The organism is Enterobacter sp. 186315, from assembly GCF_053290175.1.
In genome coordinates this window covers 191628-215089 of sequence record NZ_JBPTTK010000006.1, presented here as the reverse complement: position 1 = coordinate 215089, position 23462 = coordinate 191628, and the positions used below count along the sequence as shown (strand labels likewise).

18 protein-coding genes are annotated in these 23462 nt (G+C 56.2%); 2 read left to right on the top strand and 16 right to left on the bottom strand.

Annotated features, from left to right (window positions below; translation table 11 throughout):
* Positions 1-29 precede the first annotated feature (29 nt).
* Positions 30-1220, top strand: coding sequence for an amino acid aminotransferase (locus ACSVHP_RS09600; protein ID WP_447551772.1), 1191 nt, complete (start codon positions 30-32; stop codon positions 1218-1220).
* A 53-nt stretch (positions 1221-1273) separates the two neighbouring features.
* Here ACSVHP_RS09600 and ACSVHP_RS09595 read toward each other — a convergent pair whose 3' ends face one another.
* The 7 genes from ACSVHP_RS09595 to cmoM form a co-directional block, all read right to left on the bottom strand.
* Positions 1274-1921, bottom strand: a complete 648-nt coding sequence (locus ACSVHP_RS09595; protein ID WP_417314776.1) for an MBL fold metallo-hydrolase — start codon at positions 1919-1921, stop codon at positions 1274-1276.
* Positions 1922-1941: 20 nt separating this feature from the next.
* Positions 1942-2493 carry a DUF882 domain-containing protein gene (locus ACSVHP_RS09590; protein ID WP_234673963.1) on the bottom strand — a complete coding sequence of 184 codons (552 nt, stop codon included), beginning with the start codon at positions 2491-2493 and terminating at the stop codon, positions 1942-1944.
* Between the two features lie 175 nt (positions 2494-2668).
* A complete protein-coding gene (ldtD, locus tag ACSVHP_RS09585) occupies positions 2669-4489 on the bottom strand; it encodes a L,D-transpeptidase (RefSeq protein ID WP_447551771.1) in 1821 nt (606 codons plus the stop codon).
* 180 nt (positions 4490-4669) lie between these two features.
* Positions 4670-9118, bottom strand: a complete 4449-nt coding sequence (gene mukB / locus ACSVHP_RS09580) for a chromosome partition protein MukB (protein ID WP_447551770.1) — start codon at positions 9116-9118, stop codon at positions 4670-4672.
* Positions 9118-9822 (bottom strand): chromosome partition protein MukE, encoded by a 705-nt coding sequence (gene mukE, locus ACSVHP_RS09575; RefSeq protein ID WP_234673966.1) that lies wholly within the window; start codon positions 9820-9822, stop codon positions 9118-9120. The genes mukB and mukE overlap by 1 nt, the downstream gene beginning before the upstream one ends.
* Positions 9803-11125: a chromosome partition protein MukF gene (mukF, locus tag ACSVHP_RS09570; RefSeq protein ID WP_234673967.1), complete on the bottom strand. Its 1323-nt coding sequence runs from the start codon at positions 11123-11125 to the stop codon at positions 9803-9805. Before mukF ends, mukE begins: the two co-directional genes overlap by 20 nt.
* Complete coding sequence (cmoM, locus tag ACSVHP_RS09565) at positions 11118-11909, bottom strand: tRNA uridine 5-oxyacetic acid(34) methyltransferase CmoM (RefSeq protein ID WP_234673968.1); 792 nt, start codon at positions 11907-11909, stop codon at positions 11118-11120. The genes mukF and cmoM overlap by 8 nt, the downstream gene beginning before the upstream one ends.
* A 123-nt stretch (positions 11910-12032) precedes the next feature.
* Here cmoM and elyC point away from each other — a divergent pair, with 123 nt between their 5' ends.
* On the top strand, positions 12033-12812 hold the full coding sequence (elyC, locus tag ACSVHP_RS09560; RefSeq protein ID WP_447551769.1) for an envelope biogenesis factor ElyC: 780 nt from the start codon (positions 12033-12035) through the stop codon (positions 12810-12812).
* Here elyC and ACSVHP_RS09555 read toward each other — a convergent pair.
* The 9 genes from ACSVHP_RS09555 to rpsA form a co-directional block, all read right to left on the bottom strand.
* Entirely contained in the window at positions 12789-13682 is an 894-nt protein-coding gene (locus ACSVHP_RS09555) for a YcbJ family phosphotransferase (protein ID WP_447551768.1), read from the bottom strand. The genes elyC and ACSVHP_RS09555 overlap by 24 nt on opposite strands.
* Positions 13683-13827: 145 nt before the next feature.
* The gene (gene kdsB / locus ACSVHP_RS09550) at positions 13828-14574 is read right to left on the bottom strand and encodes a 3-deoxy-manno-octulosonate cytidylyltransferase (protein WP_234673971.1); all 747 of its coding nucleotides are present in this window, start codon (positions 14572-14574) and stop codon (positions 13828-13830) included.
* Positions 14571-14753 carry a protein YcaR gene (ycaR, locus tag ACSVHP_RS09545; RefSeq protein WP_152084094.1) on the bottom strand — a complete coding sequence of 61 codons (183 nt, stop codon included), beginning with the start codon at positions 14751-14753 and terminating at the stop codon, positions 14571-14573. Before ycaR ends, kdsB begins: the two co-directional genes overlap by 4 nt.
* A 45-nt stretch (positions 14754-14798) precedes the next feature.
* The gene (locus ACSVHP_RS09540) at positions 14799-16028 is read right to left on the bottom strand and encodes a winged helix-turn-helix domain-containing protein (RefSeq protein WP_447551767.1); all 1230 of its coding nucleotides are present in this window, start codon (positions 16026-16028) and stop codon (positions 14799-14801) included.
* 44 nt (positions 16029-16072) lie between these two features.
* Entirely contained in the window at positions 16073-17050 is a 978-nt protein-coding gene (lpxK, locus tag ACSVHP_RS09535) for a tetraacyldisaccharide 4'-kinase (RefSeq protein ID WP_447551766.1), read from the bottom strand.
* Positions 17047-18795 (bottom strand): lipid A ABC transporter ATP-binding protein/permease MsbA, encoded by a 1749-nt coding sequence (msbA, locus tag ACSVHP_RS09530; protein WP_234673974.1) that lies wholly within the window; start codon positions 18793-18795, stop codon positions 17047-17049. Before msbA ends, lpxK begins: the two co-directional genes overlap by 4 nt.
* A gap of 35 nt (positions 18796-18830) precedes the next feature.
* Positions 18831-21089 (bottom strand): ComEC family protein, encoded by a 2259-nt coding sequence (locus ACSVHP_RS09525; RefSeq protein ID WP_447551765.1) that lies wholly within the window; start codon positions 21087-21089, stop codon positions 18831-18833.
* Between the two features lie 212 nt (positions 21090-21301).
* Positions 21302-21589, bottom strand: coding sequence for an integration host factor subunit beta (gene ihfB / locus ACSVHP_RS09520; RefSeq protein WP_014069584.1), 288 nt, complete (start codon positions 21587-21589; stop codon positions 21302-21304).
* A 167-nt stretch (positions 21590-21756) separates the two neighbouring features.
* Positions 21757-23430: a 30S ribosomal protein S1 gene (gene rpsA, locus ACSVHP_RS09515; protein ID WP_010429251.1), complete on the bottom strand. Its 1674-nt coding sequence runs from the start codon at positions 23428-23430 to the stop codon at positions 21757-21759.
* Positions 23431-23462 lie beyond the last annotated feature (32 nt).

Genomic DNA, 23462 nt, shown 5'->3' with positions numbered 1-23462 from the left:
CACTTCTGTAATCACAATGGAACTTCGTCATGTTTGAGAACATTACCGCCGCTCCTGCCGACCCTATTCTGGGCCTGGCCGATCTGTTTCGTGCCGACGACCGCCTTGGCAAAATCAACCTGGGTATTGGTGTATATAAAGATGAAACCGGCAAAACTCCGGTACTGACCAGCGTTAAGAAAGCTGAGCAGTATCTGCTGGAAAATGAAACCACCAAGAACTACCTCGGTATTGATGGTATCCCTGAATTTGGTCGCTGCACGCAGGAACTGCTGTTCGGTAAAGGCAGCGCGATCGTTAACGATAAGCGCGCCCGCACGGCACAGACCCCTGGCGGTACCGGTGCGCTGCGCGTTGCGGCGGACTTCCTGGCTAAAAACACCTCCGCTAAACGCGTGTGGGTCAGCAACCCAAGCTGGCCGAACCACAAAGGCGTGTTTAACTCTGCGGGTCTGGAAGTGTGTGAATATGCCTACTATGATGCGGCAAATCACACTCTCGACTTCGACGGTCTGCTCTCCAGCCTGAACAACGCGCAGGCGGGTGACGTGGTGCTGTTCCACGGCTGCTGCCATAACCCAACGGGTATCGATCCGACGCTTGAGCAGTGGGAACAGCTGGCGAAAATGTCGGTAGAAAAAGGCTGGCTGCCGCTGTTCGACTTCGCCTATCAGGGCTTTGCCCGTGGTCTGGAAGAAGATGCAGAAGGCCTGCGCGCCTTCGCCGCCGTGCATCAGGAACTGATTGTTGCCAGCTCCTATTCCAAGAACTTTGGCCTGTACAATGAGCGCGTAGGCGCCTGTACGCTGGTTGCGGCTGACGATCAGACCATTGACCGCGCCTTCAGCCAGATGAAATCCGTGATCCGCGCTAACTACTCCAACCCACCTGCTCACGGTGCGTCCGTTGTTGCAACGATCCTGGGTAACGACGCGCTGCGCGCTATCTGGGAACAAGAGCTGAACGATATGCGCCAGCGTATTCAGCGCATGCGTCAGCTGTTCGTGAACACGCTTGCAGAGAAAGGCGCGAACCGCGACTTTAGCTTCATCATCAAGCAGAACGGCATGTTCTCCTTTAGCGGCCTGACCAAAGAACAGGTTCTGCGTCTGCGTGAAGAGTTTGGCGTCTACGCCGTCGCGTCTGGCCGCGTCAACGTTGCGGGCATGACCCCGGACAACATGGCGCCACTGTGCGAAGCCATCGTTGCCGTGCTGTAAAGCATGACAAACAAAAAAGCCTGCGATATGCAGGCTTTTTTATTTAAAGAGAATTACCAGACCGGCATTTCATCTTGCAGGAACGGGTTGTGCAAACGTTCATAACCCAGCGTCGACATCGGGCCGTGACCCGGAATAAACGTCACGTCGTCACCCAGCGGCAACAATTTCTGTTTAATCGACTGGATCAGCTGACCGTGATCGCCGCGCGGGAAATCGCTGCGTCCTACGCCGCCTTTGAAAATCACATCGCCGGAAATCAGCAGCCGCGATTTATCATCAAAGAAGACGATATGACCTGGCGTATGCCCAGGACAATGCAACACCTGTAAAGTCACATTCCCTACGTTAACGCTCTCCCCTTCGTTCAGCCAGCGATCGGGCGTCAGCGGTTGACACTCATCGAGACCAAACATGCGGCTTTGGGCGGGTAACCCTTGCAACCAGAACTCATCTTCTTTTTCCGGGCCAATCACCGGCACACCGTAATGTTGCGCCAGCTCCGCCGCAGCCCCCACATGATCGAGATGACCATGGGTCAGCAAAATCTGCATCAGCGTCACACCCGACGCGGCGACTTCTTGCTTGATGGTCTCGGCGTCACCACCGGGATCGACAAGCGCGGCCAGTTTGGTTTGTTCACACCAGATAAGCGAACAGTTCTGTGCGAACGCGGTAACCGGAATAATACGATAGTTCATACTGCTCCTGTATTTCGTTATTACCAGTGCCGAACCGGCCCGGTATCAATATGTACAAAGTTGCTGCTGGGGTAATATCCTACACCACCTGCACGCATAGATAACGCAGCTTTGCGAATATTGGCTAACGAAACGCCTTCAATATGAAAATCCATCGCCTGTCCTTTGGTGTGATAGCTTTTTTTCGCTACCCCACGGCTATGGGCGCGCAGTTCATTATTGGTATCAAGAGAGCGATAACCGGAGATGAGTTGCACAGGCTTGCTGGTTCCGAGCAGGCCCTGGAGGCGGAAAAGCTGATCGAATAATCCAGGATCGATGGCTTTTATTTTATTCGCGCGGAAATCACGGAAAAAATGGTTTAGTTTTGCTAATTCATCCTGAATATAGCCTCTGCCATCGAAAAATTCCGCTTTAAGCGACTCACCGGTATGCAGATTGTTGAGCGTTAAAATACGCGGACGAGGTGTCGAGAGGGTGGCAAATGCTGGCGTAGGCAAGATGGCCGCCGCGCCGAGCGCAACACCACCTAACGCCAGCAGTTTGCGGCGATTAGCGTCAAATTTGTCCATGATAATCAGGTCTACAGGTCAATGAAATCGTAAATATGCTTAGCGCACGAAGGGCACCTTAACTGGCAATAGAACCTACGTCAAGGCACCCAACCCCAGTAAAAATGCGGCCTGGAGCACTACAGCCGCCTTTTCACCATAACTTACGACAATCGTTTCCCCAGAACTGCTTCATTTACCTGATTAATTGTTCCGCTTTTGGCAAAATTTGTGCGCTGGATCGCGAGATCAGATCATAATTGTAAATATCTGTACGATAATGGGTCCGCCCATCGTCGCCAACAAACGCGGTCAGATAATAAAGATTGACCGGAATATTGTGACGAATATTCACGTAACGCGTATCCCCCTGCTTCAGAGCATCTGAAATTCGCGTGTCGTTCCAGCCCGCATCCTGTAAAAGCATATTCGCCAGTTCAGAGGCTTTATTTACGCGAACGCAGCCGGAGCTAAGCGCGCGCGTATCTTTCTGGAACAGGTTGTGGTTTGGCGTATCGTGCAGATAGATCGCATCTGAACTTGGCATGTTGAATTTGTAACGCCCCAGCGAGTTATGCGCACCCGGCGCCTGCTGGAAGCGGAACGGCAGGTTGGAGGCAGTAATGGTTGACCAGTCGACCATATAAGGATCAATCGGCTCTTTGCTGTTCCAGCCGCGCATGACCGTGTAGTTATGACGCTCCAGGTACCCCGGATCGTTCCATAGCTTCGGCAGGATATCCTTGCGCGCCAGCGTCGGCGGGACGTTCCACGGCGGGTTCACCACGACGTTATTCAACGCGCTGCTCATCATCGGTGTTTTACGATCGGGACGCCCGACGATCACGCGTGAGGCCAGCACCTCGCTACCGTTCTGGTAATAGACCAGCGAGTAGGCCGGGATGTTCACCATAATACCGGTTGATAACGTGCCCGGCAGTAAACGCAAGCGCTGAATGTTTAACGCTAATACGCCCGCGCGCTGCGCAGGAGAAACGTTTAACCACTCGCGCGTGGACTGACCAATCACGCCGTCGGCCCCCAGACCCTGAGCGGCCTGGAACTGCTTAACCGCCGCCACCAGTTCACGATCGTACGCCGCGGGTTTGTCGCTCGCCTGCGGTTTCTTCTGTTTAACCGGCGCGGAAGGACTCACCACCACGCTTTGCGGATCGTCCCCCGGCAGGGCAATTTTCGGCCCGCTTTCCATCGCGCCGGAACGTTTAAGAATTTCGCGCAGCGCAGGCACATCGCTGCTCCACTGGCCAGGACGCAACGAGCCCGTACCGCGCAGCTGCGGCCACGGGCGGGAATCCGCCACCAGCGTCAGCAGCGACTGATGCATGGTCGCGTATTGCGGATGGGCCGGCGCCAGGCTTGCGATAAAGCGCGGCAGGTCGCCTTTATCCAGCGACAGCTGCCACTGGTTAATGACCGACAGCGCAGGCGTGGCCAGCTTGTAAGGTTTGTCGCTATAAAGCCAGCGGTTGCCGTTGACCGGGATCCCCGCCACAAATTGCAGGTAGCCCATCATGGCATCGGAAAGCACCACATCGCGCGCCTGTCCGGTAACGGACGGGTCAGTCAGCAGCTCAACCCAGGTGGTGAACTGCGGCTGGAAGCCAGCAATCGCCACCTCAGCCAGCTGTTGCTGGAACGCACGCACCGCATCGCGATTGTCCCACATGGGTTTCATATCGCGCGCAGCGTAGAGAAGCGTTAACTGATTGATATACGCAGGTTTGTAACCCGAAGGCAGCCCGGCAAGAAGCTGTTGTTGCAGCGTGTCGAGATTAATACCTTCCGGTAGCGGTTTAATACCCGCCATGATTGCCGTCGCCGCTGACTGCTCAAGCGGTTCAGATAATGACGTCGGTTGACTTCCTACGGTCGCAGAACTGTCAACCGGCACGATTTCAGGCTCATTGGCCTGCGCGCTTAACAGTGGAGCAAACATCACCGTCAGGCACAAACTCAGCGCAGACAGCTGATGACCACGATTTTTTTTTAGCAACATCCCTTGCCCCCTGTTCTCTTACGACATGCCCATCACATTGGGGCTTTTCTTCAGTATAGGAAGGCATAAACGCTGTTGCCTCTCCTTATGTAAAGAAGTTTAAAGATAACGCAGCCGTAAGTACAAGTTTAGTGAATAAAAAAAGCGGCGCCTCTGCGCCGCTTTTGGTAACAAAACGCGTTACGATGCGTCAGCAGTTCCCGGTAAGGACTCCGGCGGCTGCGGTGCAAAACCGCGCAGCCCGACCACATGAACGTGCTCGGTGTTCTGGAATACCTTACGCACCAGCTTGTAAGTGGTCCCTTTTTCCGGACTGATGTTTTCCGGCGCCGCGATAATCAGCTGCATATCAAGACGGTCGCACAGCTCAAACAGCGTGGCGATAGAGCGGGCATCAAGACGCGCCGCTTCATCAAGGAACAGCAGTCGGCAAGGTGAGATATCTTTCCCGCGCAGACGACGCGCTTCATCTTCCCAGCTCTGAACCACCATCACCAGAATCGACATCCCGGTACCGATCGCTTCACCGGTAGAGAGCGCCCCGGACTCGGCACGCAGCCAGCCGTCGGAGCCACGGTTAACCTCCACTTCCATTTCCAGATAGTTTCGGTAGTCCAGCAGCTCTTCACCGATAGTCTGAGGCGTACGCTGCCCCATATCAATCTGCGGATTCAGACGTTGATACAGCTTCGCCAGCGCTTCCGAGAAGGTCAGACGGTTGCTGTTGAACAGATCCTGATGCTGTTCGTGCTGCTCAGAGAGCACGTCCAGCAGCGTGGAGTGCGCTTCACGGACGTTAACGTTCAGACGCACACTGTTGACCTGGCCGAACGATACGCTTTGCAGCCCCTGGTTGAGCTGACGAATACGGTTCTGCTCGCGCTGGATCGTCTTGCGAATGATATTTGCCACGCTGCGTGAGCTGATAGCCAGCTTCTGCTCGCGGGAGGTCAGTTCTTCCGTCAGACGGCCCAGTTCGATCTCCATCTGTTCGATGGCTTCGACCGGATCGTCGGTACGGATGATGTCCTGGCGAATACGTTCACGCAGGTGCTGATAAACCGCCACGAAGAATTGAATTTTGCGTTCAGGACGTTTCGGATCTTCCGACATGCGCAGCACGTCGCGCAGGTGTTCGTTATCCGCCACCGCCAGACGCAGCGCACCGAGCGCCTTATCCGACATTGAACGCAGCTCATCGCCGGAGAGGTAGGCCAGCTCGCGACGGTGCAGACGGCGTTCAACGCCGTTGTCTTTCACCATACGCATCACCGCGCACCAGCCCGCTTTAGCGGTAACGACCTGCTCGCGCTTCTCGTGGTAGTCGCGTTCCAGCTTGCGCAGGCGGCGGGTCAGGTTGTCCATCTCCGCTTCGCAGAAGGTCAGCGCTTTTTCCAGCTGATTGCGGCGAGCGCGGTTGTTGCTGAGCTGGCTGTGCAGCTCGTCGCGACGAATGCGCGCGCGCTCTTCTGCACCGCTGTCGGCGCGTACGCCGATGTCCTGAAGCTCTTTATGCAGATCGTTTAACAGCTCTTTCTTGGTGTCGAACGAACTTTTCAGCGAGGCCATGACCTGGCTGTACTGGCTCAGCTGCGCGGCATGGCTACGCATGGCTTCACGGGCGCGGGTACGTTCTGCTTCCGCCTGCTCAAGGCGCTGGCGCAGCTTTTCGTTCAGATCGCTGTTGCCGCTCAGCATTTCAGCGGAATCGGAGTAGCCGAAGTGCGCGCGGCGCTGAACCACTTCCGTCAGGGCAAACGCCTGCTGACGCGCTTCGCGCTGCACCTGCTGGGACCAGGCGTAATCTTCTTTTAACTGTTCAAACTGCTCCGGATCGCTCTGCAATACGGACAGGACTGGCTCCAGCTTAGCCAGCTGGTTACCGTGCTGCTGAACGAAACGCGCGGCTTCCTGCGCTTCATCCAGGCGCTCCTGGATTTCATCCACGCGGTCGGCCAGCGTGTCGTCCGCCAGCAGATTCAGGCGCGGCAGAATGCGGTTAAGGGCAGCAACGCCCTCTTTCGCCTGTTCAAACTGAACGCGGCTCTGCTGGTTATCATTTTCATGGTTCGAAATCGCCCGCTCCAGCTCACCGCGACGGGTGTTGAGCTTGCGGATTTCTGCTTCCGGATCCGCGTCAAACGCAACGGCCAGATGGCTGCCGATAAAGCGGCTGAAGGCCTGGTGCAGACGCTGGGTTTTCTGGACGTCAAACGACAGCGTGGCAAAACGTTCAGAGAGCGTTTCACGCTCGGCGTGCAGGCTCTCGATACGGTTTTCACGCGCCGCACGACCGAACAGCGGAAGTTCCGGGAAGCGCGAATAACGCCACTGGCGATCGGCGATTTTCACGACGACCGCTTTTTCCAGCTCATCAACGCTAAAAACGCTGTCATCGAAGGACTGCGGATCCCCTTCGATCAGATAGAGATCTTCCGGACAATCTTCCAGCCCTGCTAGCTGCTCGGAAATCTGCGACAGATCGGGCACCACGATGGCGTTACGCGACGGGCCATACAGCGCGGAGAAGTACGGCGCATCGTCAAGACCCACATCGTCATAAATCTCGGACAGCAGCACGCCGCCAAAACGTTCTGCCAGGGCGTTCAGGCGCGCATCTTCCGCACCGCCCGGCTGGCTTAAACGTTCGATCTCTTCGTCGACTTCGCGTTTACGCGCGCCCACTTCGTCACGCTCTACAATCGCCTCGCGCTCGCGCTCCAGCAGCTGTTGCAGGTATTCGGTGACGTCCTGGCTGGACGTAAACTCTTCTCCGCACTGTTCGCTGAGCTGGCTGAGGCTGCTTTGCGCGGCCAGCCAGACCGGCGCACGCTGTAGCAGCGTTTGCGAGCGGGACTGGAGTTGTTCCAGCTCCTGGCGCAGCGTCATACGCTGTTCGCTGGCGCTGGAAACGGAATCAGAAAGAGCGGCAATGCGCGCTTCCAGTTCCTGATGCAGGCTTTCTAAGTCGTCGATATCGACCTGTTTACCCTGACGCTTGCAGAAGTCAGCCAGCAGACGCTCGGCCTCCTGCTGTTCACGCAGACGCTGCTCCAGCTCGTTCAGACGCATGCGCAGCGGTTGAACCTGCTCGGCCAGATGGCGCTGGTTAACGCCGTCGCGCAGCAGCTCGCGGGCCGTTTCCCAGGCGTCACTACGGGCAACCGGGCCATTGATGGCCACGACCAGCTGATAAGCCTGTTCAAACTGGCTGTGCGCGGTTTGCGCGACGCTCATTTTCTGATCGAGAGAGAGCAGTTTTTCGGTCGCTTCCTGCTCTTTGGCCTGGAAGGTCTCCAGCCATTCGTCGGCGCTTTCCGGCGTTAAATCAGGCAGGTGACACAGCTCTTTCGCACGTTGCAGCGCCTGGAGCGCCTGGGTGTACTGAATCGCGCGGGTCTGCTGTACGTCCAGCGCCTGCTGGTAATCGGCAAGCTGGCTTTTCAGCTCATCCACTTCCAGCTCGGCAGCTTCGGCGCGGGCTTCGTTCTCTTCCTGCATGTCGGCGGCTTCCGCCACCACTTCATTTTGCTCTTCGAGGCGAATTTGCAGCTCATCGAGATCGGCTTCATAGCGCTCGATTTTCTCCTGCTGACGCAGCGCGGTTTGCACCAGGTTCAGGTGATCGCTGGCAGCCTGATAATCTGCCTCCAGATCCCCTTCTGCCCCGTTATGCTCGCCCAGCTCGCGCGCCATTTCGACATGCTTATACTGCTCTGCCACCAGCTGCTTACGTGAGGTAAACAGCTCACGGCGATACTCCAGCGCCTGATCGAGATGAATGCGACGCTCGTTGGCGTGACGCATGTAGTCCGCCGCCACGTAGTTGGTGGCTTCGCTGATCAGATGTTTGAACAGGTCACGGTCAGACTGGGTAACGCGAATGGCTTCCAGCGTCATGCGGTTTTCACGCAGCGCCGCTTCCATATCCTGGAAGGCCTTGCGCACGCCGCTGTTTTCCGGCAGCAGGTAGTCGCGCAGGGAGCGGGTGATGGCGCTGGAGATACCGCCGTACAGCGAGGCTTCGATCAGACGGTAGTATTTACTACGGTCGGATGCCGTGCGCAGACGACGCGCCACCACGCCCAGATCGAACATCAGGGAGTGGTAGTCGGTAATAGAGTTGAACTGCTTGAACTGCACGCCTTCGATGGTTTCGAGCTTGTCTTTCAGCTCCTGCAACGTCAGGACGCGCGCCTGGCGTTCGTTGAGGGTTTCGGTCAGCAGCGCGGTCGGCTGCATAGAGGTTGGCAGCCCCTGGATCGCGAACGGTTTGATGTCCACTTTACGATCGCGGCCCGCGACCTGTTGCAGACGTACGCCCACCACCACGCGCTGGTGGCGGGAGTTGATCACGTCCAGAACGGAATAACAGACGCCCGCTTTCAGCTTACCGTGCAGGCCTTTATCACGAGAGCCGCTTGTGGCCCCCGCTTCGGTAGTGTTACGGAAGTGCAGCAGCGTTAAATCGGGGATCAGCGCCGTGACAAAGGCCGCCATGGTGGTGGATTTACCCGCACCGTTACCGCCGGAGAGCGTCGTAACCAGATCATCCAGATCGAAGGTTCGGGCAAAGAAGCCGTTCCAGTTAATCAGCGTTAGTGAGCGAAATTTACCGCGTTCAATCATTACTCTTCCTCCCCGCTATCCGGCTGATTGTCTTCATGCTCGTCATTGAGCTGTAAATGGTTTTCGACCGGCATCGCTTCACCGTCGCGGATCATACGCAGCTGTGCTTCACGCGCGTCGTCGCCCGCGCGCACGTCGGCGCCAAAGCGGAAGACGGACTCGGTGATGCGGAATTTGCTGCTGTCATGGCCCATAAACCAGACCATGCCCAGACGACGCAGACGGTTCAGGGAAGAGCGCACTTTTTCCTGTAATTTCTGGCGATCGAGATCGGAGCCCGTCGAGCGGTTGTTCACCAGCTTCAGCAGCTTGCCTTCATCGGCCAGAGATAACAGCTCGTCGTAAAGCTCCTGCTGGGTGAAGATGCCTTCATTGGCCAGACGTTCCGGGCTGAGATAGAGGTAACACAGGATTTTACCGACCATCATATCCAGCTCGGAGAGCACCGAGCGCGGGATAAGCGTGGTGGAGCGCGGACGCAGATAGAAGAAGCCTTCCGGAGCGCGGATCAGCTCAACGTTATAGCGTGCGTAAAACTCTTCCAGATATTCCTGGAAGTCCATCAAAAAGGCGTGATTGTCCAGCTCGTCAAGGCCAATGTGACGACCGGCACGCAGCTGGCTGTCCAGCGCCGGAAACAACGGATTCGCCAGCGCCTGTGCCAGCTTAACTGGCATCACTTGTTCAATATTTGTCAATGACATGCGCCTGTACCTTGGCTCCGTAATCGTTAATCGGCTGCCATTTCGGCGGCAGGCCGGTGAAATCTGCTTGTGCTACGCCCAGGCGAACCGCCTGATCGACAACGATGCGCGCAATATCGAAATGACGCGCCCGCGGATATTGCGCCAGATAGTCGCGCACCACGAGTCCAAGATCCAGCGGCACTTGTCTGGTTTTATATATTGCGAGCTGTTCTTCGATCATCGCCGCAAGTTGCTCACGAATTTCATTAAATTCTTCGAATTCAAGATCCGGCGGCAGCTCCCCCGTCACCTCTTCGTCACGCAGCGTCATCTCTTCATCGCGCATATCGAGCAGGCGATCGGCGTTCGCGTAGGTCAACGCCCACGGCGCGTCGAAGTAAGTCTGTACCGACTGACGCAGACGCTGGGCGAAGACGCGGTTTTTATCCATATCAATCGCGGTACGGATAAATTTATGCACGTGACGGTCATAGCCGATCCACAGGTCGATAGACTGCTGGCCCCAGCTGATAATACGGTCGAGCTTGCTTTGCAGGTCGAACACCAGACGGTCGACAAAATGCAGATCGTCATGCGCGAGCGTCGCGTCCTGAATACGCAGCAGATTAGCCTGTAGCTTATCGCCTGCCGCTTCCAGCGTATCCTGCAACTCACGCAGCGTACCGGAGGTTTCTGACAGCAAGAGTTCACAGCTGGAGATCGCCGCGCGCCAGTCTTTATTCAGCAGCTGCGCGATATCGTCTTTAACCTGCTGCTGCTGTTCGTCCATCAGACGCTGGGTCAGGTCGATACTGTCGAAGATTTCCGCCACCGAGTATTTAAGCGGCGCGTAGACGTTGCGGTGCCAGTGGAACTCGTCGCCGTTTTCATCCGCCGCATCCGCCGCACGCTTCAGCTCACCGGCCACGATGGACAGCTGCATAGAGAGGCGCAGGGTAGAAAATTCGCGCTGGCGGATGTAGTAGTCGGTAATGCCGATGCCCAGTGGCGTCAGGCGATAGATGGCGTTTCCTTCCGCCTGCTCGCTGGTAAAGCGGTTCAGCAGACGTTGACGCACCATATCGTTGATCGCGTTGTTGGCACGCACGTTAATGGTTTCGCTGGTTTGCTCAAACGCATCACTGACATGGCGGAACGCGTCCACCAGTTCACCCTCGCTCATTTCCCCATCAAGACGCTCACCGTTCAACGTGGCAACCGCCAGCAGGAAAGAGAGTCGGTCAACCGGCAGCGTAATGGAGAAATCGTTTTTCCTGGCCCAGGCAACCAGTTCGGGGACTGTCTGGGAAAATTCACTCATAGGTTATCCTTGCATCTGCGGGTTTGTACGCAGTGACGTGAATATAACGGCCAAGGCTCACATACGGCTCCTGGCGGCAATACCGCGTTTCTATTTCAGTTAATGCGTCTAAGCAGTCATCCTGCTTTTGTTTGTCGCGCAGATAATCATGAAACACCCTGACGCCCGTTTTGCCGGTGATCTTCCATCCGATCGCCTCCAGCCAGCCATAGACCTGCTGCGGATCGCGCGGGAAATCCGGCGAAAGCGTGCGCCGTTTCTTTTTGTACATACCCTGCTGCACGTAACCGAAGTTACCCACCAGCACGTTACGCATCAACAGACCGTTAGCGTTGTAGAACATCAGCGAGAGCGCACCGCCAGGGCACAATACCGACCACAGGGTTTGTAACACCTCTTGCGGTTCAGCGACCCACTCCAGCACAGCATGAAACAATATCAGATCAACCTGCGTTTCCAAATGCTGCGCAATATCCTGAGCGGCGCATTGTATAAAATGCATGTTGTCGCTCACACCTTTCTCCTGCGCCGCCCGTTTCGCGCGGGCGACCATCTCCCCGGAAAGATCGCAGAGCGTGACATGATGGCCGCGTTCAGCCATTAAAATGGCGGTCTGGCCTTCGCCTCCGCCCGCATCCAGCACGCGCAACCTGCGGTCACCGAAGGCGTCCAGAATCTGGTCCAGATCCTGCCAGAGGATCGTCTGGCGCAGCTGGCCTTTAGAGGTGCCATAAATGTTGCGCGAAAACTTTTCCGCGATGTCATCAAAATTGCGATCCCGCATTGGGAGAGTTCCACTCGCTAACAGCAAAACCGCTATTTTGTCACACCCGGGCAGAGAATAAACCTCTCTGGTGTAATATCACTGGCTATCGCCTGCTGTATGGTTAAAAAAGGAACCAGGAAGATGCTTTTTACCCTGAAAAAATACGTTGGAGGCATGATGCTTCCCCTTCCGCTGCTGCTCCTGCTGATCGCGCTGGGCCTGGTGCTGGTCTGGTTTAGCCGCTATCAGAAAAGTGGCAAAACGCTGATTACGCTGGGCTGGCTGATGCTGCTGCTGTTAAGCCTGCAACCGGTCGCCGACAGCCTGCTGCGCCCGATCGAAAACCGCTACCCGACCTGGCGAGGAAATCAGAATGTTCAGTACATTGTGGTGCTGGGCGGGGGATACACCTGGGATCCTGACTGGGCGCCCAGCTCGAATCTGATTAATAACAGCCTGCCGAGGCTCAACGAGGGCATCCGTCTGTGGCTGGCAAATCCTGGCGCGAAGCTGATTTTCACCGGCGCTGCCGCTAAAACCAATCCGGTGAGTACGGCCGAGGCCGGTGCCCGGGTAGCGCAATCGCTGGGCGTACCGCGCGCATCGATTATCACGCTCGACAGCCCGAAGGACACGGAAGAGGAAGCGGCCGCGGTGAAACAGGCCATTGGCGATGCCCCGTTCCTGCTGGTGACCTCCGCGTCGCATCTGCCAAGAGCGATGATTTTCTTCGAGAAACAGGGGCTGCATCCGCTGCCCGCGCCCGCTAACCAGCTGGCTATCAATGCACCGCTCAACCCGTGGGAACGGGCGATCCCGTCCCCGGTATGGTTGATGCACAGCGATCGCGTGGGCTATGAAACCCTCGGGCGGATCTGGCAGTGGCTGAAAGGCGCGTCAGGCGAGCCAGGGAAGGAGTGATTTGCTTGCCAGATCGAAGTTGGCGCGATTGAACCGACCGGTATTCACCAGTTGCGCCACTTCATCCCACAGCAGATAGAGCCAGCGCCGCCAGACGAAGGCTTCCGCGACGGGTGCGCGTTGCAGGTAGTGCCAGAGCAATCCTTCCGCCGAGGCGCTGTCGCATAGTCTGAACAGCTCGTACTCGCGCGGGGCCCAGAGCATAATCCCCGGCCCCACCATCGCCAGCAGCTGATCGCTGCGGGGATCTTTGAGCATACTGCGCAGGGTAAAATTGCCGTGAACCAGCACGCAGTTGTCGTTGAATCCTTCAAACAGCGTCGGCAGGCACTCGCGGGTGCGGAACAGAATGCGTTTGTCCTGCATGGTTAATCCAGTATTGCTGAACTGATTGAGGGTGCCCCACAGCACTTCCACTCGCTGGCGATACCAGAGGGGCCACAGGTTGTCCTGCGTGCTATCGACGGGGCCAACCAGGCCGCCGCTATCCTGCCGGTGCCAGGCCAGCAGGCCTTCAACGATCTGATCTTTAAGCTGTTCCCAGCGCTCCGGGGTGCGGGTTGGGGCTTCCACCGAGACACCGCGTAGCCGTTCAATCAGCAGAACATCAGGGCCCGGGTGCTCTTCGTGGGTCATCACGCCGTACACGGTGGGCATCCGTACCGTCCCTTCCCTCGCTAACATGGAAATTTTCCAGGCGAGCTGCCTTGCGACGCCCGGCGAAGAGAAACTTCGGGCCATCAGCGGCATCGGGTTTCCATTGCTGTCATACAAAGCCCATAGCGCGGTATCCGCCTTCTCATTCACGCACTCCACCCGGCTTAATTTCTCGCCGAGCAGGTGACTCAGTTCGGCTCGCAGCTGTTCCATCTGAGATTACCCCCATAAAAACCACTGCTTTTATAATGAGCGCGCGGGTCAGGATTGTCACCCTGATGAGATCAATTATCGAAAGGAAAAAGAAGAATAAACCAGGCGGGATAGCATCCCCCCGAACGAGGGGATGCAGAAAAAATTAGCGTAACTCAGCGCGAACGCGTTCGAGATCTTCAGGGGTATCAACGCCCGTTCCGGGCACCTGCTCGGCAACCGCAACGTGGATCTTCTCGCCGTACCACAGCACGCGCAGCTGCTCAAGCATCTCGATATGCTCCAGCGGGCTTGGCGCCCAGGTGACGTAGCGGCGGATGAAACCGGCACGATAGCCGTAAATCCCTAAGTGGCGCAGGAAGGTATCGCCAATCGCCTCTTTAGAGACGGCAAAGCGGTCGCGATCCCAGGGAATAGTCGCTCGGGAGAAATAGAGCGCGTAGCCTTCAGCGTCCATCACTACCTTCACGGCATTGGGATTAAACGCCTCTTCCGGGTGATGAATGGGCACGGCAAGCGTTGCCATTCCCACCTGACGCCGGGCGAGATTTTCCGCAACCTGGCGGATAATGACCGCCGGGATCATCGGCTCGTCGCCCTGGACGTTCACGATCACGGTGTCGTCGCTGAAACCACATTTTTCGACCACTTCCGCCAGACGCTCCGTACCCGACTGATGGTCGGCGCGGGTCATGCACACTTCGCCGCCGGCAGCCTCAACGGCACGGGCCACGTCAGGATGATCGGTCGCGACAATCACGCGATCGGCACCGGACTCGCGGGCGCGCTCGAGCACATGGACAATCATCGGCTTGCCGTTGATATCCACCAGCGGTTTACCCGGCAGGCGCGTTGACGCATAGCGCGCAGGAATAATGACAACAAAACTCATGGCTTGCTCTCTTCTGCCACCAGCGAGCGGGCTTCGTTTTCCAGCAGTACCGGAATGCCGTCACGCAGCGGGAATGCCAGGTTGTCGAGTTTGCAAATCAGCTCTTGTTTATCCTGGCTGTAATACAGTTTGCCGTTGCACACCGGGCAGGCAATAATTTCGAGTAAACGGTGATCCATAGTTCCTCCGTATGGGTAATCGATAAAGCTTATCACATTCCTTTTTCAGGGAGTGCCTGTTTCCCAGCCACTTCGACAGGTTGCGAATAACCCGTCTGGCAGACGCCCCAGCGTCACGTTGTTTGCCCCCTGCCAGCGCGCAAAATCGCTGATTGCGCCGGTCAATCCTTTCTCCAGGCTCTGCGTCACCTTTACCCCCTCTTCCAGATAGAGCGAGATAACCTCCAGAACGCCGAGCTTACGCTGCATTCTGGCATCCATCCGTCCGACCAGCTGCCCTTTGTGCAGCAGCGGTAAAACAAAATAGCCGTATTGTCGTTTAGGCGCTGGGGTATAGCACTCCAGCCGGTAGCTGAAGTTAAACAGCTGCTCGGCGCGTTTTCGGTCCCAGACGACCGGATCGAATGGCGATAGCACGGCGCTGTGCGTTGCCTGAAGTTTGCCCTCCAGAGCCTGCGGTAACAGGGGGAGTAAATCGGCATGAAGCCACATATCACCCAGCGTGTCGACCTCGACGGGAACAGCCCGCTGGCTGTGTTGCCAGGCTTCCAGAAGCGGCTTTAACGCAGGCTGACGGAGCCGATAGTAATCCGCCAGCCACTGAGGACGGAAAATCCCGAGGCTGCGGGCGCTGTTCTCCAGCATGATCGCTTCGGCGGCGTCCTGGGTGAGCAAATCTCGCTGGTCGTCCCAGTGCGGCATCACGCGGTGGGTAAGGTCATAGACCCGCTGGAAATTACGCCGCTCGATCACCATCACCTTGCCCGAAGTGAACAGCCCTTCCAGATGACGCTTATGCGGTTTCCACTCCCACCAGCCGCTGCTGCCTTTTTCAGGATGCTTAAAATCCGCCGAACGTACCGGGCCATTTTCCTGAATATGCGCGATAAGCTCTTCAATTTCAGCGGCATGTTCCTGCATCCACTCCTGACGGTATTTCCAGCCCATCTTGTCCGGAGAGAGCATGCGGTGACGCACCAGCGAGAAATCGCTGCGCGGCAGGAAGCAGGCTTCATGCGCCCAGTACTCCATTAACTCGCCCTGACGTAGCGCGTTGTCGAGCCACTGGGGTTGATACTCCCCGAGGCGGCTAAACAGCACCAGATAGGGGCTACGGGCGACAATGTTAATGGTGTCGATTTGCAGCAGCGACATGCGCTGAATAGTAGTGAGGATATCGGCAGGTTGCGCGCGGCGACGGGGCTTTTTCAGGAGCCCCTGCGCGGCGAGATGCAGGTTGCGAGCGGCTGAGAGCGAGAGCTGCGGTAAAGACATGCGTTTTCCTGTCAGTCAAAGCGCCGCCAGAACCGCGCGTGTGATTAATGCACCAACGCCATCAGTTCTTTTAGCAGTTGTTCCGGCTGTTCGCCGCTGAGTTCGGCGTCGACCGGCAGATACCACCAGTTTTCTTTCGCAAAGGCGCGGCATTTCACCGCGTCTTTTTCCGTCATGATCAGCGTCTGGCCGCTAGCGGTGAAGGCGTTAACCTGCTCGGGCGTTAAGGCCTGATGATCGGCCAGCGGGATGCACTTATCAAGCCGGGCGCCGGATTGCTCAAGCGTCGCGAAGAAACGCGGCGGGTGGCCGATACCCGCCATTGCCACCAGATTTGGCAGGGCTGCCACTTCCCGACGTTCGCCGGTCAACAGGTTAACGGCAAGACCAGGATGAAGCTGCATTGGGATTTCGCCCTGCTTCGCCACGCCGCCGTTAACGATAATGGCATCTACCGTTTTCAGACGTGAAGCACGCTCGCGCATTGGCCCGGCCGGGAGCCACCAGCCGTTCCCGAAGCGACGAACGCCATCAATCACGACGATCTCTTTATCACGCGCCAGCGCGTAGTGCTGCAAGCCATCGTCAGTGATGATGATTTGCACCGAATGCTCGGCAAGCAACGCTTTAACCGCGTCACTGCGCACAGGGGAAACGGCCACCGGCGCACCGGTACGTTGAGAGATCAGCACCGGTTCATCACCGGCTTCAGCCGTGGTGGTTTGCGCATTCAGCAGCAGCGGATAGGTTGCCGCTTTGCCACCGTAGCCCCGCGACACCACGCCCGGGCGGATACCGCGTTTCTGAAGTTGCTCAACCAGCCAGATAACCACCGGGGTTTTGCCGTTTCCGCCAGCGGTCAGGTTACCCACCACCACCACCGGAACCGGGGCGCGCCAGGCGCGTTTCAGCCCCAGACGATAGAGTAAGCGGATCGCACCGCTCACCAGGCCATAAAGCCAGGAGAGCGGCAGAAGCAGCAGCCACAGCGGTGATTCACCTGACCAGATGCGGGCAATCATTCGCCAAACTGCATCTTGTGAAGCTGGGCGTAAACGCCGCGATGGGCCAGCAGGTCGGCATGGCTACCGCGCTCAACAATAACGCCGTCTTCAACCACGACAATTTCATCAGCCTGTTCGATAGTCGACAGACGATGCGCAATGACCAGTGAGGTACGGTTCTTTTGCAGCTCGTCCAGCGCAGACTGAATAGCACGTTCAGATTCAGTATCCAGCGCAGAGGTCGCTTCATCAAGGATCAGGATCGGGCTGTCGCGCAGCAGCGCACGGGCAATCGCAATACGCTGACGCTGACCGCCGGAAAGCAGGACGCCGTTCTCACCGATGATCGTATCAAGCCCGTTATCCATCTTGTTGATGAAGTCCATTGCGTAAGCCATGCGCGCCGCGGTTTCAATTTGCTCGCGGCTGTACTCTTCAGTACGGGCGTAGGCGATGTTGTTGGCGACCGTATCGTTAAACAGATGGACGTTCTGGGAGACCAGCGCGACCTGGTTACGCAGCGATTGCAGCGTGTACTCTCTCAGATCGTGGCCGTCTAACAGAATTTCGCCTTCGTTGATGTCGTAGAAACGCGTGATCAGGCTGGCGATGGTTGATTTACCGGAGCCAGAACGCCCGACCAGTGCAACCGTTTTACCCGCTGGAATGTTCAGGTTAATGCTACGCAGCGCGGGGGTATCGCGGCCAGGATAGGTGAAGGTTACATTGCGGAACTCAACGTCGCCTTTAGCGCGTTCAATGACGCGCGTACCTTCGTCTTTTTCCTGCTCGGAATCGAGAATGCTGAACAGCGTCTGGCAAGCGGCCATACCGCGCTGGAACTGCGCGTTGACGTTGGTCAGGGATTTCAGCGGACGCATCAGCGCAATCATGGAGGAGAAGACAACGGTGATCGTACCGGCAGTCAGCGTTTCCATTACGCTCGGGAAGCTCGCGGCGTACAGCACGAATGCCAGCGCCAGCGACGCAATCAGCTGAATAACCGGGTCAGAGATGGAAGAGGCGGACACCATTTTCATCCCTTGCAGGCGCATTTTATTGCTGACCTTGTCAAAGCGTTTGGTTTCAACCTGCTGGCCGCCGAAAATCAGCACTTCTTTGTGCCCTTTCAGCATCTGCTCGGCGCTGGTCGTCACCTGCCCCATGGTGTTCTGCATGTTTTTACTGATGTTACGAAAACGCTTCGACACCACGCGGATAGCAATAGAGACAATCGGAGCCAGAACGATAAGGATAATCGACAGCTGCCAGCTGTAGTAGAACATCATGATAAACAGGCCGATGATCGACGCACCTTCACGCACCACGGTAATCAGCGCGCTGGAAGAGGACGACGCCACCTGCTCTGAGTCATACGTAATACGCGACAGCAGCGTACCCGTGGACTGTTTATCAAAGAAAGAGACTGGCATTCCCATCATATGGCTGAACAGGCGGCGGCGCATGGTCATGACCACCTTCCCCGATACCCATGAGATGCAGTAGCTGGAAATATAGCTGGTGATGCCACGCAAGATCATCAGACCGATAACCACCAGAGGCATCCATAGCAACACTGAGCGATCCGTTTTACCGAAACCGTCATCCAGTAACGGTTTAAGGAGCGATAGCATAAACGTATCGCTAGCTGCGTTGAGGATTAACGCTACGCCCGCCACGATCAAGCCTGTTTTAAAGGGTGCAATCATCGGCCAGAGTCGGCGGAAGGTTTGCCACGTGGAGAGATCTTTGTCGTTATGCATTCAAAAAACCAGCTTTGTTGAAATAGCCGCATATTCTACCCGTTATCTACGGGCACGCCAAACCACTGATGATACCAACGTGGTAAAATTTGATCGCGTAAGCGTCGGATTTGCCAGCTATGTTGCGAAAAGGTCACAGAGATTTGTCCTGACCGGGGTGTATCTAGCCAAAAATAGCCCTCTTTGCGATAGCGTTTCACCACTTTCGTCGACGGAAATCGCCACGCGTTGTAGCGTGCAGCCGAGGCCAGGGCGATTTTTCCATCTGTACGCTGTACAAGCGGAAGCGATGACGACGTATTGCTTCCATGATGCGGTACCTGAATGAGTGTAGACCGTAGATAGCGCCAATGGTGGCTCACCATCGCCAGTTCTGCCTTCGCCTCAATATCCCCTGTCAGCAATACGCTCTGTTCGCCGTCATCGATTTTGACCACGCATGACTGATTGTTCCCCTTTACCGATTGCTCCTGGGGTGGCCAGTGGACGGTGAAGGTTAATCCCTGCCACCGCCATTGCTGCCCGCGAAAACAGGGTCGATGCCCGGCCCAGCGCAGCGGACTTCTTACCCACATGGCTGGCCAGCTTTTTTGTAACGATGCCAGCCCACCGGCATGATCGAGATGCTCATGGCTGAGAATAACGCCGTCAGGTATCAGGTGATGCCAGCGCAGCCAGGGAATGATGATTTGCTGCGCGCTGTCCCCACCCGGCCAGGCAAGCCCGGTGTCATACAAAATAGCCCTGCCCTGACGCTCTACCACCATCGCCAGCCCTTGCCCGACATCCAGCATATGCAGCGTCCAGCCGTCGTTTTTCGTTGTTCGCCACAGCGGAAACGTCATCAGGATGCAGCCCGCAAGGCATACCGCAGGTGTGACCTTCCAGCAACGAAAACGCCAGCCGATCGTGGCTAACCACGGGAGCAGCGTCAGATATTGCCAGCGCTCATCCACGTTCACCCAGCCGTCCGGCAGGCGCATCAACAGCCAGAAGAGTCCGGCCAACGAGCTGTTCGCCGCCTGCCAGACGGCGGTTTCAAGCCACTCCAGCGGTGTTAAATGCAGCAGCATACCGAGCAGGATCAGCGGTACCGAAACAAAGGTCACCAGCGGTACGGCGAAGAGATTGGCCACCAGCGATGAAATACTGAATCCGTGAAATATCACGATCTGTAGCGGTAACAGGAGCAGCAGCATCCCTGCCTGCAAATAAAGTAAATTCGCAAAGGGTCGGATCCAGCGGTTAAGCGGCGGTATCGGGAGCCACTGATACCAGAAAATCAGCGCCGCGACGGCAAAGGCCGATAGCGCCAGGCTCTGGGAAAGGATCGCCATAGGGTCAGTAATGACGATGACCGCCACGCAGCACAACCAGACCTGCCAGGGTGACCAGCGGCGACCGCTTATCTTCAGTGCAGCCAGCACGCCGAGTGAAATCACCGTGCGTAATGCGGGGGGCTGAAGTCCTGTCAGCCACGCGTAAAACGCGGCGAAACACAGCCCCGCGAGTACCGGCATTCGCCAGTTAACCCTGTGGGCAGGCAAGATTAGCTGAAAGCCACGCGCCAGCAGCCAGAACACGGACGCGGCCAGCGCGATATGTAAGCCGGAAATCGCCATCAAATGCAGCGTACCTGTCTCTCGCATCAAGTTATTGATGTCACGGGACACTGCGAGGCGTTCCCCCAACCCCAGTCCCAGGATCACCGGCCCCCAGCGATAAGGCGAAAGCGTCTGCTGCAACGAGCTCAGGTAGCGCGAGCGCAGGCTACAGGTGCTGTCGATCGCCTCTGCATGGGTAAATCTGCCGGTTAAGGTCTGATGCCGGGCAAATGCATTTCGCTGCGAATCAAAGCCGCCGTCATTGAGTTCACCGTGAACGGCCCTCAGGCGAAGCGTCATCGCCCATCGCTGACCCGCACAGGCAGGCTGCGGCAGATAATTGCCGTACAACGCCACACCTGTTTGCGCATACCAGCGCTTACCGTCCAGGGCGACAATATTGACCTTGTGGCTCGTCGCGCCATCGGTTTCCGTAATCACCACCTCCGCCCGCTGCGCTTTAGAGGTTAAGTGCTGCATCGGCCATACCTGCGTCATGGCATCCAGCACGCCAAGGGAGAAGATAAGCAGCCACAGCCCGGTAAATCGCAAAGCCAGCAAACGGCGGGAAGCTAACATCACACCGGCGCCTATCATCACCCAGAGGGTATGAATACCCGGCAAAACGGGCATCCAGAGCAACGGCAAAATTGCCAGAATGGCGCATATGCTGACTAACGGTATTCCCATCTCAACCTCCCTGTTTCGGGCAGTATGTGGCGGTAATAGATGGGCGTCAGGTGGAGAAAGTGAGATTTACGGCGAGGGCTGAGGCATTTCGACGGGTTTGCAGAAGCGCGCAATCAAAATTGCGGCGACGCTTCAGAACAGGTGAGACAAAAACAAAAAAAGCACCCAAAGGTGCTTTTTTCTTTAACCCAGTTCAACCCGTAAGGCCAAACTCAGTTGCCATAAATATTGGCGCGATCGCGCAGCTCTTTGCCTGGCTTAAAGTGTGGAACGTACTTACCTTCCAGCTCGACTTTATCGCCTGTCTTCGGGTTACGCCCGGTACGTGGTGCACGATAGTGCAGAGAAAAACTACCGAAACCGCGGATTTCAATGCGCTCGCCCTGGGCAAGAGTGGTGGCCATATGCTCCAGCATCTCTTTAACAGCATCTTCCACTGCTTTGGCAGGGACATGCGGTTGCTGACTGGCAAGTCTTTCAATCAATTCTGACTTGGTCATGATTCCTCCGGTTCCTTCAAACCATTTAGCTGAACAGCTCATTAAACAAGGGCGGCCGTAGCCGCCCTTTGTTATTGATTACAGGACGAATCCTGCAATCTGTCAAGTCTGCTCGTCATCCTTCTCACTGTAATGCGTTACGGCTCAAAGGATGTGAGAACTTGATATTACTCGCCTTTAGCTGCTTTGAAAGCTTCAGCCATTGCGTTGTTAGAGAAGTTTGCATCTTCCTGTTTGTTAACAGTTGCGATTGCATCTTTCTCATCAGCTTCGTCTTTAGCACGAACGGACAGGCTGATAGCGCGGTTCTTACGGTCAACACCGGTGAACTTAGCTTCAACGTCGTCGCCAACGCTCAGAACCAGAGTTGCATCTTCAACGCGGTCACGTGAAGCTTCAGAAGCGCGCAGGTAACCTTCAACGCCGTCAGCCAGTTCTACGGTTGCGCCTTTAGCGTCAACAGCAGTCACTTTACCGTTTACGATTGCGCCTTTCTTGTTCAGTGCAACCCAGTTGTTGAACGGATCTTCTGCGAGCTGTTTAACGCCCAGGGAGATACGCTCACGCTCTGCATCAACTTGCAGAACAACTGCTGCGATTTCGTCGCCTTTTTTGTATTCACGAACTGCTTCTTCGCCTGCAACGTTCCAGGAGATGTCAGACAGGTGAACCAGGCCATCGATGCCGCCGTCCAGGCCGATGAAGATACCGAAGTCAGTGATAGACTTGATTTTACCTTCAACACGGTCGCCCTTGTTGTGGGTTTCCGCGAACTGCTGCCATGGGTTGTTTTTGCACTGTTTCAGGCCCAGGGAGATACGACGACGTTCTTCGTCGATATCCAGAACCATTACTTCCACTACATCACCAACGTTAACAACTTTGGATGGGTGGATGTTTTTGTTGGTCCAGTCCATTTCGGAAACGTGCACCAGGCCTTCAACGCCTTCTTCGATTTCAACGAAGCAGCCGTAGTCGGTCAGGTTGGTAACGCGACCAGTCAGTTTAGTACCTTCTGGGTAACGCTTAGCGATAGCTACCCATGGATCTTCGCCCAGCTGTTTCAGGCCGAGGGATACACGAGTACGTTCGCGGTCGAACTTCAGCACTTTAACAGTGATTTCGTCGCCAACGTTCACGATTTCGCTTGGGTGTTTAACGCGTTTCCACGCCATGTCAGTGATGTGCAGCAGGCCATCAACGCCGCCCAGGTCAACGAATGCGCCGTAGTCAGTGAGGTTCTTAACGATACCTTTAACTTCCATGCCTTCCTGGAGGTTTTCCAGCAGCTGATCGCGTTCTGCGCTGTTTTCGGATTCGATAACGGCACGACGGGAAACAACAACGTTGTTACGCTTCTGGTCCAGCTTGATTACTTTGAACTCAAGCTCTTTGCCTTCGAGGTGCAGAGTGTCACGAACTGGACGAACGTCTACCAGTGAACCTGGCAGGAACGCACGAATACCATTCAGCTCAACAGTGAAGCCGCCTTTAACTTTGCCGTTGATAACACCGACCACAGTTTCAGCTTCTTCGTAAGCTTTTTCCAGCGTGATCCAAGCTTCGTGACGTTTAGCTTTCTCACGGGACAGCAGGGTTTCACCGAAGCCGTCTTCTACTGCATCCAGAGCAACGTCAACTTCGTCACCAACCTGGATTTCCAGCTCGCCCTGGGCGTTTTTGAACTGCTCTGCCGGAATGGCGGACTCAGATTTCAGACCGGCGTCAACCAGTACTACGTCTTTGTCGATAGCAACAACAACACCACGAACGATGGAACCCGGACGGGTTTCGATTGTTTTTAAGGATTCTTCAAATAGTTGAGCAAAAGATTCAGTCATGTTTAATCTTCAGGTTAATATTAACGTCCACC

Coding starts and splice junctions, on each gene's coding strand:
- rpsA (WP_010429251.1), bottom strand. CDS start 23,430: ATGACTGAATCTTTTGCTCAACTATTTGAAGAATCCTTAAAAACAATC.
- ycaR (WP_152084094.1), bottom strand. CDS start 14,753: ATGGATCACCGTTTACTCGAAATTATTGCCTGCCCGGTGTGCAACGGC.
- mukE (WP_234673966.1), bottom strand. CDS start 9,822: ATGTCATTGACAAATATTGAACAAGTGATGCCAGTTAAGCTGGCACAG.
- ACSVHP_RS09595 (WP_417314776.1), bottom strand. CDS start 1,921: ATGAACTATCGTATTATTCCGGTTACCGCGTTCGCACAGAACTGTTCG.
- ACSVHP_RS09590 (WP_234673963.1), bottom strand. CDS start 2,493: ATGGACAAATTTGACGCTAATCGCCGCAAACTGCTGGCGTTAGGTGGT.
- ihfB (WP_014069584.1), bottom strand. CDS start 21,589: ATGACCAAGTCAGAATTGATTGAAAGACTTGCCAGTCAGCAACCGCAT.
- msbA (WP_234673974.1), bottom strand. CDS start 18,795: ATGCATAACGACAAAGATCTCTCCACGTGGCAAACCTTCCGCCGACTC.
- mukB (WP_447551770.1), bottom strand. CDS start 9,118: ATGATTGAACGCGGTAAATTTCGCTCACTAACGCTGATTAACTGGAAC.
- ACSVHP_RS09600 (WP_447551772.1), top strand. CDS start 30: ATGTTTGAGAACATTACCGCCGCTCCTGCCGACCCTATTCTGGGCCTG.
- kdsB (WP_234673971.1), bottom strand. CDS start 14,574: ATGAGTTTTGTTGTCATTATTCCTGCGCGCTATGCGTCAACGCGCCTG.
- lpxK (WP_447551766.1), bottom strand. CDS start 17,050: ATGATTGCCCGCATCTGGTCAGGTGAATCACCGCTGTGGCTGCTGCTT.
- ACSVHP_RS09555 (WP_447551768.1), bottom strand. CDS start 13,682: ATGGAACAGCTGCGAGCCGAACTGAGTCACCTGCTCGGCGAGAAATTA.
- ACSVHP_RS09525 (WP_447551765.1), bottom strand. CDS start 21,089: ATGGGAATACCGTTAGTCAGCATATGCGCCATTCTGGCAATTTTGCCG.
- ldtD (WP_447551771.1), bottom strand. CDS start 4,489: ATGTTGCTAAAAAAAAATCGTGGTCATCAGCTGTCTGCGCTGAGTTTG.
- mukF (WP_234673967.1), bottom strand. CDS start 11,125: ATGAGTGAATTTTCCCAGACAGTCCCCGAACTGGTTGCCTGGGCCAGG.
- ACSVHP_RS09540 (WP_447551767.1), bottom strand. CDS start 16,028: ATGTCTTTACCGCAGCTCTCGCTCTCAGCCGCTCGCAACCTGCATCTC.
- cmoM (WP_234673968.1), bottom strand. CDS start 11,909: ATGCGGGATCGCAATTTTGATGACATCGCGGAAAAGTTTTCGCGCAAC.
- elyC (WP_447551769.1), top strand. CDS start 12,033: ATGCTTTTTACCCTGAAAAAATACGTTGGAGGCATGATGCTTCCCCTT.